This is a genomic window from Streptococcus sp. CF8-6 (assembly GCF_024295845.1).
Taxonomy (GTDB): Bacteria; Bacillota; Bacilli; order Lactobacillales; family Streptococcaceae; genus Streptococcus; species Streptococcus oralis_BO.
Genome location: NZ_JANCOF010000005.1, coordinates 1 through 13828, shown reverse-complemented (window position 1 = coordinate 13828; position 13828 = coordinate 1). Strand labels below are relative to the sequence as shown.

Genomic DNA, 13828 nt, shown 5'->3' with positions numbered 1-13828 from the left:
AACTATTTTTACGCCTAAAACGCACTTTAAAAAGCATAAACTATCATTTAAATGTAAAAAGCAGAACAAAAGTTCTGCCTGTTTAAAGTAACCGTTAAAAAATGAAGGCCCAGAAATAAACTATTCTGAAATGATATTCTCTTTACTTCTATAAAGTGAGATAAATGTCATCAAAAATAATGAAATCGTAGGTATATCAAAACATTCAAACCACGTAGGTAAATTTATTTTGTTTACATCAGCCACAATTCTAATCATTAGATAAGTTATAGAGCTAAACAATACAATAAACTCTGGCCAAGCTTTTTGTAGTAATTGAACGACTTTCATCTCCAACTCCAATCTGACATTCCATCAATTCTCAATCTTACTTTCTGTTGTTTTTTGCTTGTATTCTACATAAAACAGACCAAGCAGAATCGGATAGATCTCTGGATAAAACAGAGTATTGATCGGATTTTTCATAATCAAATACGTTGCGATATAAAGAATAATCGATACGACAAAATACCCCTCAGCAAATCCTAATAAGATTTTTTTCATAGCAGACTCCTATTTACCTGAAAAGAGTGCTCGAGTTGTTAAAATAGCTCCACCTGTATATACAAAACCTTTTACAAAACCAACTGCCACAGGGATAAGAAGGGGAAAGGCTCCCCCTTGAATTTCCTGCAAGTCCGTATCAGTCATTGTTTCAAATTTTAAAATAGATTTTTCCATATCATCTCCTCCTTCTATTACCATCTACCCGTCACATAATTATAACCTGCAATTCCTGCTGCAGTAATTCCACCAGCAATTTTAGCTGCTGTCACAGGATTAGCAATCACCCAAGCTACAATCGGCCATGCTCCCCCATTCACATCCGTCAACTCTTCTTCTGTAAGAGCTACAAAGTTCTGTTCCATGTTGTCAAAGTTTGTCATCTTTCTTCTCCTCTATATTTTTCTATATATCTAATCTTTAACCTCTAAGCCACTTAAATAGCCAGATTGGGTAAATTACTGAAATCATTTTCTTCTCTCCTTCCTTTTCTTCTCACTTATCTATTCGAGAAGTAATTTAAAATGAACAAGTAAATTTCATTTATTTTAAATACCATTTGATTAACCATGGCAATAAGATTGGTAAATACATCACATAGTCTCCTTCCCTTTTCCTTACCTATCTATTCGAAAAACAATTCGAAAATGAACAATTTATTCATATTTATTTTAAAAACCACTTAATGAACCATGGATAAAAACCGGTCACATACATAAACATTCCTCCTTTTTCTTTCTCATCTCTTTATTCGCAATTTCTACTAAAAGTTTCTCTTTTTTCCGCAAATAAAAAACAACATGACTTGCATGTTGCTTTTGGCTATTTTTTATCTTTAATAATCGCTACTACATCCGCTACGCTTTGAAGTTGATCGATTTCCTCATCAGTGATTTCGATACCAAATTCATCTTCTAGTGTCAAGACAAACTCCATCAAATCCACTGAGTCCGCATCTAGATCGTCTTTCAAACTTAAGGCCTCTGTTACGGCAAAGTCTTCTCCCTGTCGCTCTTGGATAATGGTTACAATACGGTCAAAAATTTCTTTTTCTGTCATCTTTTTTATTCTCCTGAAAATTCACGCGCAGTCTGAGCAACTACGTCTGTTTCTAGCATGGTACGAATCTGACGAATCGTACTGTACACAGCATTGGCATCACTTGAGCCATGAGTTTTTACAACTGGCGCCTTGACACCAAACAAGACTGCTCCTCCAACATCTGAATAGTTGAGCTGTGTCTTCAACCCCTTAAGACTATCCTTAAGAAGTAGAGCACCTAGCTTCGCTCGAAGGCCACCACCCGTAATAGCATTTTTAAGTAAACCCATGATTCCCAAAGCTGTACCTTCGATGGATTTGAGAACAGCGTTTCCCGTGAAACCATCTGTTACGACAACATCCGCAACGCCATTCATCAGATCACGCGCTTCCACATTTCCGACAAAGTTCAAACTTTCATCAGCTACTAACAAGTCGTATGTTTCCTTTCGAAGCGGATCTCCCTTGCTGCTTTCTGTCCCATTGTTGAGCAAACCAACACGTGGTTTCGAAATCCCACGAACATTTTTCGCATAGAAGGAACCTAGGACAGCGTATTGGTGCAGATGATGGGCTGTATTTTCCGCATTGGCACCAAGGTCTAGCATGTCAAAGCCTTTTCCATCGATGGTCGGCAAGGTCGACATGAGTCCTGGACGATCGATATTTTTGATACGACCCACAATAAAGAATCCTGCAGCCAACAAGGCACCTGTGTTACCAGCAGAGAGGACAGCGTCTGCTTCTCCCTCTTTAACAGCCTTAGCTGCCAATACCATGCTGGCATTTTTCTTCTTACGGATAGCTTTCGTCGGCTCATCGTCTGAGTTGATTTTCTCATCCGTATGGATAATGCTGACACGCTCTGTCGCTGTTAGATATTGCTTGATCTTACTTTCATCTCCATAGAGTTGAACCTCAATATCTGAAAAGTCAGCAAGGGCTTGGTTGACACCCTCAACGATGGCTTGAGGTGCGTAATCGCCCCCCATAGCATCTACTGCGATTTTTTTCATTTGTCTTCCTCTTTTAGTAATTGTCCCCAGTCTGCCAGGGAATCAATAAATTTCTTTGATTTTAGGTGAATCCCAACATACTCTTCGTAGAGTTGATCCATAAACTTGCGCAAGCCCTGCTTGATTTCTGCCTTAAGCGAAATAGTCTCCAAGGTATCAAAATCAATGGCTTGAAATTGATTGAGCAGATAAGGGATATTGGGATTGAGATGACAACGTCTCTCATCTTCATGATAATGCTCTGGACAGAGACAGGCTCCATATTTGAAAGAAAAGTCAAAAGCCTGACCCACCCGATGGCAAAAGACACACTCATTAAAATTGAGACTAATCCCAAATCGAGTCAAGATTTGAATTTCAAAAATATTGGTCAAAACCTGATAATCTATGCCCGCTTCCATCAACTCCAGAGTCTTCTTCAAGAAAGCAAACAAGGGAGCATCCTGCTGATTATCCTGCAAACTAGCATCTGCAAGGGCCGCCACATAAGTTGCATAGGCCATGATAAAGAGATCGCTATTAATCTTTGGAAAGGTCATCACCTCGTGATAGTCCTCGATGTAGCTAAGCCCGTCATCATTGATTCGCAAGAGAAATCGTGCCAACACCAAGGGCTGAATAACCGGAGCTAGTTTGGACTGGCCAGCGTGTTTGACGAAAAACATGCGCTTGCCCGCCTGCTCGGTAAAAATCTTGACTAGCTTGTCATCCTCACGAAAGTTACGATTGTAGAGCACCAAGCCTTGACTCGTGATAGACTGAATCATGCTTCTCTCATGTACTCCTCAAGTCGTTTCATGGCCTCTCTGATCGTTTCCATGCTGGCTGCATAAGACAGACGCACATAGCCTTCTCCGTAACGTCCAAAGGCTGCACCAGGGATAAAGGCAACGGCCTTCTTATAGGCAAAATCCTTCAGAAAAGCAAAGGAGTCTTGATTGTAGCCCGCTGGAATCTTAGCAAAGATATAGAAGGCACCGTCTGGTTTGATAATTTCAAAACCAAGAGCAGTCATCTTTTTGATGATATAATCACGACGCTGGATGTATTCCTTCTTCATAGGCTCTGCGTCGTTTTTACCAGCGGTCAAAGCCTCCACCGCAGCATGCTGAGCCATAGTGTTTGCGGCAGTTACCAAGTACTGGTGACTCTTGATTAACTGAGCTGTGAAAGCTGCAGGAGCAAAGATAAAGCCTAAACGCCAACCAGTCATAGCATGCGATTTAGATAAGCCATTAATAATAATAGCCTGGTCTCTCAGCATAGTTCCCAGAGACACATGAGCTTCCCCTGTATAGGTTAATTCTGAGTAAACCTCATCACAGACAACAAAAATCTCATACTTGCGTAAAACGTCTGCCAAGGCTTCCAACTGCTCCCGACTATAGGTAATTCCTGTCGGATTGGCTGGATAGTTGAGAATAACTGCTTTGAGCTTGTCCCCTTGCTCCAAAATGGCCTTTTCCAACATCTCAGGGGTCAAAACAAAACCATTTTCAGTTGTATCAATCTCCACAATCTCTGCCCCAACTAGATTGACAATCGGCTCATATCCTGGATAGGCAGGAGCTGGCAAGAGCACCTTGTCCCCCTCTTCCAAAATAGCCGTCAAAGTAGCAGATAAAGCCTCTGTCGCCCCAATTGTAACTAAAATTTCATTTTCAGGATTATAATCTAGCTGGTATTTTTCTTTTACAAAGTCGCTAGCAGCCTGGCGCAAGGTCAGTAAACCGCTCATCCCTGTATAGTAGGATTGGTTCTGGTCAATCGCCCGCTTGGCTGCCTCCTTGATATGATCTGGCGTTGTAAAATCAGGTTCCCCCAAGGTCAAACGCAAGACCCCAGGAATCTCTGAAATTGCCTGGTCAAACTGGCGAATCAAGGAAACTTGAATCTTGTCTAACTGTTTATTAAAGCGTTTGGTTAAGTCCATAGATATCCCCCTTGCTTACAGAACATAGTACTATTATACTACAAAAGCTTCCTGACCGCAAAATCCATCTGAAATCCGCATTTTTCACTTTCTGTTTTACTTTTCTTCTCGACAGGACTATAATAATAAGTGCTTATTTTCGGAGGTTTATATGTCATTTTTATCAAAAAATGGAGCAGGAATCTTGGCCTGCCTTCTCATTTCTATCGTATCTTGGTTCCTGGGAGGATTTTTCCCGGTCGTGGGTGCACCTGTCTTTGCAATTTTTGCAGGAATGCTCCTCCACCCCTGGCTCTCACCCTACAAACAACTAGACGCAGGTTTGACCTTTAGTTCCAAAAAATTGCTCCAGTATGCCGTTATCTTACTCGGTTTTGGTCTCAATATCTCGCAAGTCTTCGCAGTTGGACAATCTTCACTCCCTGTCATCCTTTCCACCATTTCGATTTCCTTAATCGTTGCCTACCTCTTCCAGCGTTTCTTTGCGCTAGACACAAAACTAGCTACCTTGATTGGAGTGGGTTCTTCTATCTGCGGTGGCTCTGCCATTGCTGCGACAGCACCCGTTATCCATGCTAAGGAAAAAGAAGTTGCCCAAGCCATCTCCGTTATCTTTTTCTTCAATGTCTTAGCAGCACTTATCTTTCCAACTCTAGGAACCTGGCTTCACTTATCCAATGATGGCTTCGCCCTCTTTGCAGGAACTGCGGTCAATGATACTTCTTCTGTAACGGCTACCGCCAGCTCCTGGGACAGCCTTTACCATACCAATACCCTTGAGTCTGCAACTATTGTGAAACTCACGCGCACCTTAGCAATCATTCCTATTACGCTCTTTCTCTCCTACTGGCAAAGCCGCCAACAAAAAAACAGCCAAGATTTCCAACTAAAAAAAGTCTTCCCACTTTTTATCCTTTATTTCATCTTAGCCTCTCTCCTAACGACTCTTCTCACCTCTCTCGGTGTGTCTAGTAGCTTCTTCACCCCTCTCAAACAACTCTCCAAATTCCTCATTATCATGGCCATGAGTGCTATCGGTCTCAAAACCAATCTAGTAGCTATGGTCAAATCCAGCGGTAAATCCATTCTTCTTGGAGCCCTTTGCTGGATTGCCATCATCCTCACCAGTCTTGGCATGCAAGCATTGATTGGTACTTTATAATACAAAAAGGTAGCCTACTGGCTACCTTTTTATTGTTCAAGAATTAAGCGAGTATGTTCCCTCTTAATACAGCGATTCATCACGATGTCATCGCATCCTCCAGCACGCAAGATTTCTTCCGCTTCTAGATTTTCAAGTCCCAGTTGTGCCCAAAAAATCTTGGCATCCGCCTTGAGAAAGTCTCGTGCTACATCAGGTAAAAATTCACTGCGACGATATACATTGACGATATCTACAGGAAAAGGAATCTCAGCTAGACTCGCATAAGCCTTTTCTCCCAAGATTTCCCCACCTGCAGCCTTGGGATTAACTGGAATGATTTTATAGCCTCGAGCTTGCATTTCCTTGGTCACTCGATTACTAGTTGTTTCCTCACGGTCAGACAAGCCCACTACCGCTAACGTTTTACTGGTCTCCAGATACTGACGAATCACACCAACACTTGGATTGATAAATTCTTGACTCATAGAAATCCTCCTTTTTTCTCAGTATAGCATATTTTGAAAAGGCTTGCAGATTTTGACTATAAAAATCTCCTAGCAAGAAAAGAAGCCTGCTAGGAGTTCTGTCTACTTCAAGTGAAAGATTAAATCTTTTTCTCAATACAAAATAGGGGAGAAAGAGGACGTTTTTCGTGAATACGGATAATAGCATCGCCCAGAAGATGAGCAATCGAAATTTGTTCAATCTTATCAATCAAACGCTCTTCTGGTAGGTAGATCGTATCCAAAACAACCAATTTTTTAATAGCTGATTTTTGGATATTATCCATAGCAGGACCAGAAAGTACTGGGTGCGTACAGCTTGCATATACTTCAACAGCACCTGCTTCAGCAAGAGCATCTGCCGCATGACAAATAGTTCCAGCTGTATCGATCATATCGTCAATCAAGATACAAGTCTTACCTTCTACCTTACCAATGATGTTCATCACTTCACTGGTATTCATCTTGTCTACACTACGGCGTTTGTCAATAATCGCAATCGGAGTTTTCAAAAACTCTGCCAATTTACGAGCACGAGTCACTCCACCATGGTCTGGGCTGACAACCACGTAGTCAGAGCCGACCATGCCACGACGTTCAAAATAGTCCGCAATCAATGGAGCACCCATCAAGTGATCTACAGGAATATCAAAGAATCCCTGAATCTGTGCAGCGTGCAAATCAATCGTCAACAAACGATCTACCCCAGCAACTTCTAGCATGTTTGCAACGAGTTTTGCTGTGATTGGCTCACGCGCGCGCGCTTTTCTATCCTGACGTGCATAGCCATAGTAGGGCATAACAACATTGACAGATTCTGCACTAGCACGCTTCAATGCATCCACCATAATTAAAATTTCAAGTAAATTATCATTTACAGGTGAACTCGTTGATTGTAGGATAAAGACGTGTTTTCCACGGATTGATTCTTCAATGTTGACCTGAATCTCCCCATCTGAAAATTGGCGAACAGTCGATTTCCCCAACTCTATCCCAATTTCTTGCGCCACACGCTCTGCCAATTCTCTATTAGAAGAAAGGGCAAACAGCTTTAAATCAGAAAAAGACATGATTTCCTCCGGTATTTATGTATCACTTGTTTTTACACAACATTTTCCATCTACCATTGTAGCGCTTTTTCCTTTATTTTTCAATCAAAAATAAAACAAGAGTAAACATTTATACCCTTGTTTTTTGCTATTTTATATTAGCTATATTAAAACTAAAAATTCTACATTTTAACAATCGATTTTATGCTAGGATGAGATTTTTTCGAGACAAAGTTAGTATACTTCTCTCATACTTCCTGTATCCACATCATAGACAGCACCTGAAATAACCACATCATCAGGAATCAGTGGAGATTCTCGAAGCAATTGCATATCCTCTCTCACGCTCTCTTCCACATCCTGAAATGGTAAAAAGTCTTGACCAGACACATCAACTCCGAGCTCGTGTTTCAAATGTTCATGAAAACTTTCATTTTGAAAGGTTTGAGCTCCACAGTCTGTATGGTGAAGCACCACGATTTCTCTTGTCCCCATTTGTTGCTGGGAAATCACCAGTGAACGAATCATGTCCTCAGTTACTCGACCACCCGCATTCCGCAAGATATGAGCATCCCCAAGGGCCAAACCTAGAGCTTGCGCAACGTGTAGACGTGAGTCCATACAGGTCACGATAGCTACTCTGGTTTTGGGTTTAAGTGGCAGATTTAACTGCCCATGTAGGGCAACATAAGCCTGATTGGCTTGCATAAACTGTTCAAAATACGACACGATTCCCTCCTCAAAAATTTGATAATCAAATATTTCTCCTATCTTATCATTTTTAAGAGGATTTGTCACGGATTATGCAAAGACCTTTTTCAAAACTTCCTGAATAGTCGTCACACCAATGACTTCAATTTCCTTGGGTGGAGTGATTCCTGTCAAGGAATTCTTGGGTACATAAATCTTGGTAAAGCCCAATTTTTCCGCTTCATTGATGCGTTGTTCGATGCGATTCACGCGCCGAATTTCTCCGGTCAAGCCCAGTTCACCCACAAAACATTCCTGAGGATTGGTAGGCTTGTCCTTGTAACTAGAGGCAATAGCCACTGCAACAGCCAAGTCAATGGCAGGCTCATCCAATTTTACACCACCAGCAGATTTGAGATAGGCATCCTGGTTTTGCAAGAGAAGCCCTGCTCGTTTTTCCAAAACAGCCATAATCAGACTTGCACGATTGAAATCAAGTCCAGTCGTCGTACGTTTAGCATTTCCAAACATGGTTGGTGTTACCAAAGCCTGAACCTCCGCCAAAATCGGACGGGTCCCTTCCATGGTCACAACGATTGACGAGCCAGTAGCCCCATCCAAACGCTCCTCTAGGAAAACTTGACTCGGATTGAGCACCTCAACCAATCCACCCGACTGCATCTCAAAGATGCCAATCTCATTAGTGGAACCAAAACGGTTTTTGACTGCTCTCAAGATACGAAAGGTATGGTGACGTTCCCCTTCAAAGTAAAGCACTGTATCTACCATATGCTCCAACATACGCGGACCCGCCAAGGTCCCTTCCTTGGTCACATGCCCTACGATAAAGATGGCAATGTTATTGGTCTTAGCCAGCTGCATAAGCTCAGCGGTCACCTCACGCACCTGAGACACAGACCCCTGCACCCCTGAAATCTCAGGAGACATAATCGTCTGGATAGAGTCGATGATGAGAAAATCTGGTTGGATGCGCTCCACCTCAGATCGAACACTCTGCATATTGGTCTCTGCATAGAGATAAAACTCACTATCAATATCACCCAAGCGCTCTGCCCGTAACTTAATCTGCTGGGCAGACTCCTCCCCACTGACATAGAGAACCGTACCCACTTGAGACAGCTGCGTTGAAACTTGTAGGAGAAGGGTTGATTTCCCGATTCCTGGATCCCCACCGATAAGGACGAGACTCCCTGGTACCACTCCGCCTCCAAGCACACGGTTGAATTCCTCCATCTCCGTCTTGGTTCGATTGACATTGATGGAAGTCACCTCAGCCAGTTTCATAGGCTTGGTTTTTTCACCTGTCAAGGACACTCGTGCATTCTTAACCTCGGCAACCTCAACCTCTTCTACAAAAGAAGACCAAGCTCCACAGTTTGGACAGCGCCCTAGATATTTTGGGGAATTATACCCACAATTTTGACATACAAATGTCGCTTTTTTCTTTGCGATAATTCTAATCCTCTCATTTTAAAATTTCTTGTTTTTCACGCTATCAACTATCTTTCTTTAAAACAGTCAATCCGCCATCATCTGCATAAGCATAATACTCTCCATCCGGACTAAAACCAAAAATATACGGTAAATAACCTTTATAAATTTGTCCCCTAGTTTCTTTATCCTTTTCCCAAAAAATGGTTAAAATCGGATACTTCCCAGATTGATCTTTTTCCATTGTCACTCGGATATCTTCCCCATTGTCCAAAGGGAGACTTCCACCATATTGTCCCGCAATAGAAATGGGAGAATCACAGCCCTCATACATGGCTACTAATTCCGTCTCATCATAATCCCCATCTACAGGAGTTACCTGATCATTTTCACAGTCAATTATTGACATATATTCTGAAGAAATACAAAGAATTTTATAATAGGCTTCCGGAAGAAAAGCTAAGTAAAGAAATCCTCCAATACTGATATTATAGACTTTCTTATACCCTTGACAATTCTCAGCGGTAAAAGCTTGAAAATCTCTATAGCTCATTTCATTTTACTTCTTTCTATATCTCTATCTCACACTCGATCACTTGGCAAAAATCAATCTTCTCGTCTGGTACAAATTGGCGCATGAGCATTCCGTGAGTTACAATGATAATAGTTTTATAATTTTTATATTTTTCCAAAGCTTTTAAAAAACGATGACGCATCTCTAGATCTGTTTCATAGCGATAAGGAGAATCTTCAGATAAACCTCTTTGATGTTTTAGATAATATTCATGAGCTACCAATACACTAGTTAAATCAGAGTTAGTGCCATCTAAGTCTGGACGCCACTCATGAAAAAACGGCTCCACAAATAAGTCCAATCCTGTTTCAACTGCTATATAATGGGCTGTTTCTAAAGCCCTCGTCACAGACGATGAAATAATAATCTCTGCCTTTCCAAAACATGTAGTTTTAGCAACTTCTTTTGCCAGACTGCGACCTTTTCCTGTCAATGGTGCTAAATCACGACCAAAACCACTATATAGTTGCGAATTTTCAAGTTTATCAAGCATACTATAATCTGGTTCCCCGTGACGTACAAAGATAATCTTCATCTTAGTGTCCAGTCGATCCAAATCCACCAGTCCGCACGCCAGCTGCTTCATCTCCATCCGCGATTAAAAATGGTGCAAAGACAGCCTGAACTACACGTTCTCCAACTTCAAGAACAACTTCTTGATCTGTGATATTCTTCATCTGAGCAAAGATATGCCCCTCATTCCCAGGATTACCATAATAGTCTCCATCAATAACGCCAACAGAGTTGATCAAGACCAAACCTTTTTTACGAGGATTTGATGAACGGTCATAAAGATAGAGCACCTCAGTCGGCTGCATATAAGCCTTAACACCCGTTGGGACGAGAACAATCTCTCCTGGAGCGATAACCGTACGCACCGCAACCTTTAAGTCGTAGCCAGCTGCATGCGCTGTCTCACGCTTGGGCAATAAATTTTCATCTGTAAAACTCGAAACCAATTCAAAACCACGAATTTTCATATTTTTCTCTTTTCTATTATCATTTATTCTAGGCTATTTTATCTTATTTATTCGAAAAAAGCACGAAAAAAGAGCACACAATTCACATCGCTTAGGGCTGCTGGATTCCTCCCCTGACCCGCTTCACGCAGAACTGTTGCTCCACTATTTATTATACCACATTCCCCTCTATTTTTAAAGAGAAATTATTTTTTACGTCGATTTCGGAAAAAATCCTGCATAATCGCTGCACACTCACTCTCCAAAACTCCCGTTTCAACCTCTACACGATGATTGAGACGCTCATCTGTCAAAATATCGTACAAACTTCCAGCTGCACCAAATTTCTGATTCTTAGCCCCGTAGACTACGTTTGGAATACGGGCAAGCCCGATTGCCCCACTACACATCACACAGGGCTCTATGGTCACAAAAAGGGTGCAATCTAGTAAACGCCAGCTCTCTTCACTCAGATTAGCATTCTCTATGGCCATGATTTCTGCATGCATAACCGCCTGTTGCAACTCCTCGCGCGCATTATGCCCCCTACCAATGATTTCTCCATCCTTGACAATCACACAGCCAATTGGAATTTCATCGTGTTCTAAGGCAATCTCAGCCTCTCTCAAAGCCTCTCTCATAAAGGCTTCTTTTTCTTCAACTGTATAATTCATCGTTTTTCTCTTTTCCTACTTGTCGATTTTATTATTATATCATGATTCTCAACACAAAAAAAGCCACCGAATTCGATGACTTAATAGGGAGATTATTATGAAAAAGAAAAGTTTAGGATATTTGTTACAACAAGTTAGGAGGTCTTCCTGTAACTGTCTATAGTATACCCAACCTGTCTTAAACTAATCTTAAAAATCTCCTATGACCAAACACTTTCTAAAATATTAGTTTGTTCACGACCAGGTCCTACTGAGAAAGTTGAGATACGAACACCAACCAACTCGCTTACACGACGAACATAGTTGCGTGCATTCTCAGGAAGGTCTTCCAAATTACGGACTCCAGTGATGTCTTCTGACCAACCTGGCAATTCCTCGTAGATTGGCTTACAACGTTTCAACTGCTCAAGACTAGCAGGATAGTAATCAATACGTTGACCATCAAGATCATAGGCGACACAGATTTTCACAGTATCCAAACCACTCAAAACATCTATAGAGTTCAATGAAAGATTGGTAATCCCAGATACACGGCGGCTGTGACGCATCACAACTGAGTCAAACCAACCCACACGACGTGGACGACCAGTTGTTGTACCATATTCATGACCTACTTCACGGATGCGATCTCCCACTTCATCAAATAATTCAGTTGGGAACGGTCCATCTCCTACACGACTTGTGTAGGCTTTACAGACACCTACAACCTTGTCAATCTTACTTGGACCAACACCAGACCCAATCGTCACACCACCAGCGACAGGGTTTGAAGAAGTAACAAATGGATAAGTCCCTTGATCAATGTCCAACATGACACCTTGCGCACCTTCAAACAGTACACGTTTGCCATTATCAAGCGCATCGTTCAAGATAACAGATGTATCTGTCACATACTGCTTGATTTGTTGGCCATACTCGTAGTACTCTTCAAAAATATCATCAATTGAAATAGGAGTACTGTCATATAATTTTTCAAACAGACGATTCTTCTCCGTAAGATTGCGTTCCAAACGCTCACGAAAAATTTCTTTATCCAAAAGATCTGCAATACGAATTCCAACACGAGCAGCTTTATCCATATAGGCTGGACCGATTCCCTTGATTGTAGTACCAATTTTATTGTCGCCCTTAGCTTCCTCTTGCAAACGGTCTAATTCAATGTGATATGGTAAAATGACATGCGCACGATCCGAAATGCGCAAATTATCTGTTGTCACACCTTCTTCATGAAGATAAGTCAACTCTTTTACTAGAGATTTAGGGTTTACAACCATCCCATTCCCAATAACAGAGATTTTTTCAGGAAAGAAAATTCCAGATGGAATCAAGTGCAACTTAAATTTCTTACCATCAATCACAATCGTGTGACCAGCATTATCACCACCTTGATAACGAGCAATTACCTCTGCATTAGCTGAAAGAAAATCTGTAATTTTCCCTTTACCTTCATCACCCCACTGGGTACCTACAACAACAACTGAAGTCATAATAAAATTCGTCTGAGCTACTAGTAGCTCGTCCTTTCTCATATACATGGCAGGAATTTCACCTGCAATTATATCTTACAATTTATTATAAGAAAAAAACACTATTTTATCAAGAAGAAACAGTAGAAAAGATTTGGAAATTCTTTCATTTCTAAATATAAAAACCTTTGATTATAAGCTAATTCTATATTTTTTAAAATATATCTACAACAATCGTTCGTAATTATGATATAGATACTTCCTATTGGATGAGAGTTGTACCACCTTGCAGTAATTTATCTAGATATAGACGATAAGCTGTTCTAAAGTGATATAGAGAAAAGTCCCTATCACTTTTAATTTTAAATCGGATTAAGTAATATAGTAAAAAACGGAGATGAAGTGATTCCCACTCTGAACAACTCTGGCCTAAAGAGGCATATTCTTGTTCAACTAGTTTCAAAAAGACGAATGCTCGATCATAAAATTTCTGAAGCATATAAAAATTCCCTTTCTTATTAGTAACACTAGTCTAACAAAAAAAGGAACTAAAAAAGCTTCAAATTCTATAAAAGAAGAATTTAAAGCTAAACGAACTAAAAATAAAATAAAGAGGTAATTACAGATTTAAAAATTAAAATTTGAAATTTCAACAGTCCACTATATTTATAAATAAAAAAACGCTCAGTTGAACGTTTCGATTTATACTCCGCCAGTAGGACTCGAACCTACGACATCATGATTAACAGTCATGCGCTACTACCAACTGAGCTATGGCGGATAA

The 13828-nt window shown here is 40.8% G+C and carries 19 protein-coding genes, 1 tRNA gene and 1 other RNA gene; 1 reads left to right on the top strand and 20 read right to left on the bottom strand.

Annotated elements, in window-relative coordinates; translation table 11 throughout:
* Positions 1–120: 120 nt before the first annotated feature.
* From NML69_RS07880 to NML69_RS07845, 8 genes are all read right to left on the bottom strand, one after another.
* Complete coding sequence (locus tag NML69_RS07880; RefSeq protein ID WP_125414669.1) at positions 121–330, bottom strand: bacteriocin immunity protein; 210 nt, start codon at positions 328–330, stop codon at positions 121–123.
* A gap of 24 nt (positions 331–354) precedes the next feature.
* Complete coding sequence (locus NML69_RS07875; protein WP_254726186.1) at positions 355–543, bottom strand: hypothetical protein; 189 nt, start codon at positions 541–543, stop codon at positions 355–357.
* Positions 544–552: 9 nt separating this feature from the next.
* Positions 553–720: a bacteriocin gene (locus tag NML69_RS07870; RefSeq protein WP_000415691.1), complete on the bottom strand. Its 168-nt coding sequence runs from the start codon at positions 718–720 to the stop codon at positions 553–555.
* 17 nt (positions 721–737) lie between these two features.
* Positions 738–926: a class IIb bacteriocin, lactobin A/cerein 7B family gene (locus NML69_RS07865; RefSeq protein ID WP_049501355.1), complete on the bottom strand. Its 189-nt coding sequence runs from the start codon at positions 924–926 to the stop codon at positions 738–740.
* A 439-nt stretch (positions 927–1365) separates the two neighbouring features.
* A complete protein-coding gene (locus tag NML69_RS07860) occupies positions 1366–1602 on the bottom strand; it encodes an acyl carrier protein (RefSeq protein ID WP_000136435.1) in 237 nt (78 codons plus the stop codon).
* 5 nt (positions 1603–1607) lie between these two features.
* Entirely contained in the window at positions 1608–2600 is a 993-nt protein-coding gene (plsX, locus tag NML69_RS07855; RefSeq protein ID WP_254726183.1) for a phosphate acyltransferase PlsX, read from the bottom strand.
* Entirely contained in the window at positions 2597–3367 is a 771-nt protein-coding gene (gene recO / locus NML69_RS07850) for a DNA repair protein RecO (RefSeq protein ID WP_254726180.1), read from the bottom strand. Before recO ends, plsX begins: the two co-directional genes overlap by 4 nt.
* Entirely contained in the window at positions 3364–4533 is a 1170-nt protein-coding gene (locus NML69_RS07845) for a pyridoxal phosphate-dependent aminotransferase (protein ID WP_254726177.1), read from the bottom strand. Before NML69_RS07845 ends, recO begins: the two co-directional genes overlap by 4 nt.
* Positions 4534–4684: 151 nt before the next feature.
* On the opposite strand from NML69_RS07845, the gene NML69_RS07840 reads away from it, so the two are divergent.
* The gene (locus NML69_RS07840) at positions 4685–5695 is read left to right on the top strand and encodes a YeiH family protein (protein ID WP_254726174.1); all 1011 of its coding nucleotides are present in this window, start codon (positions 4685–4687) and stop codon (positions 5693–5695) included.
* Between the two features lie 29 nt (positions 5696–5724).
* Here the strand turns inward: NML69_RS07840 and NML69_RS07835 are convergent, their stop codons facing one another.
* The 12 genes from NML69_RS07835 to NML69_RS07780 all read right to left on the bottom strand — a co-directional run bounded on the left by NML69_RS07835 (position 5725) and on the right by NML69_RS07780 (position 13825).
* Positions 5725–6162: a CoA-binding protein gene (locus NML69_RS07835; protein ID WP_049478105.1), complete on the bottom strand. Its 438-nt coding sequence runs from the start codon at positions 6160–6162 to the stop codon at positions 5725–5727.
* A gap of 119 nt (positions 6163–6281) precedes the next feature.
* Complete coding sequence (locus NML69_RS07830) at positions 6282–7250, bottom strand: ribose-phosphate diphosphokinase (protein ID WP_000010174.1); 969 nt, start codon at positions 7248–7250, stop codon at positions 6282–6284.
* A 213-nt stretch (positions 7251–7463) separates the two neighbouring features.
* Positions 7464–7958, bottom strand: coding sequence for a carbonic anhydrase (locus tag NML69_RS07825; RefSeq protein ID WP_009013771.1), 495 nt, complete (start codon positions 7956–7958; stop codon positions 7464–7466).
* Between the two features lie 72 nt (positions 7959–8030).
* Entirely contained in the window at positions 8031–9395 is a 1365-nt protein-coding gene (gene radA / locus NML69_RS07820) for a DNA repair protein RadA (RefSeq protein ID WP_180830322.1), read from the bottom strand.
* Between the two features lie 40 nt (positions 9396–9435).
* Positions 9436–9924 carry a hypothetical protein gene (locus NML69_RS07815; RefSeq protein WP_254726172.1) on the bottom strand — a complete coding sequence of 163 codons (489 nt, stop codon included), beginning with the start codon at positions 9922–9924 and terminating at the stop codon, positions 9436–9438.
* A gap of 16 nt (positions 9925–9940) precedes the next feature.
* Entirely contained in the window at positions 9941–10480 is a 540-nt protein-coding gene (locus NML69_RS07810) for a histidine phosphatase family protein (protein WP_254726170.1), read from the bottom strand.
* 1 nt (position 10481) lies between these two features.
* Positions 10482–10925: a dUTP diphosphatase gene (locus tag NML69_RS07805; RefSeq protein WP_254726168.1), complete on the bottom strand. Its 444-nt coding sequence runs from the start codon at positions 10923–10925 to the stop codon at positions 10482–10484.
* 59 nt (positions 10926–10984) lie between these two features.
* Positions 10985–11078: signal recognition particle sRNA small type (ffs, locus tag NML69_RS07800), an RNA gene on the bottom strand.
* Positions 11079–11110: 32 nt separating this feature from the next.
* Positions 11111–11578: a tRNA adenosine(34) deaminase TadA gene (gene tadA, locus NML69_RS07795; RefSeq protein WP_254726164.1), complete on the bottom strand. Its 468-nt coding sequence runs from the start codon at positions 11576–11578 to the stop codon at positions 11111–11113.
* A 200-nt stretch (positions 11579–11778) separates the two neighbouring features.
* Positions 11779–13065 carry an adenylosuccinate synthase gene (locus NML69_RS07790; RefSeq protein WP_000205048.1) on the bottom strand — a complete coding sequence of 429 codons (1287 nt, stop codon included), beginning with the start codon at positions 13063–13065 and terminating at the stop codon, positions 11779–11781.
* Positions 13066–13306: 241 nt separating this feature from the next.
* Positions 13307–13543, bottom strand: coding sequence for a sigma(X)-activator ComW (gene comW, locus NML69_RS07785; protein ID WP_000939512.1), 237 nt, complete (start codon positions 13541–13543; stop codon positions 13307–13309).
* Positions 13544–13751: 208 nt separating this feature from the next.
* A tRNA-Asn gene (locus tag NML69_RS07780) sits at positions 13752–13825 on the bottom strand.
* Between the last annotated feature and the right edge of the window lie 3 nt (positions 13826–13828).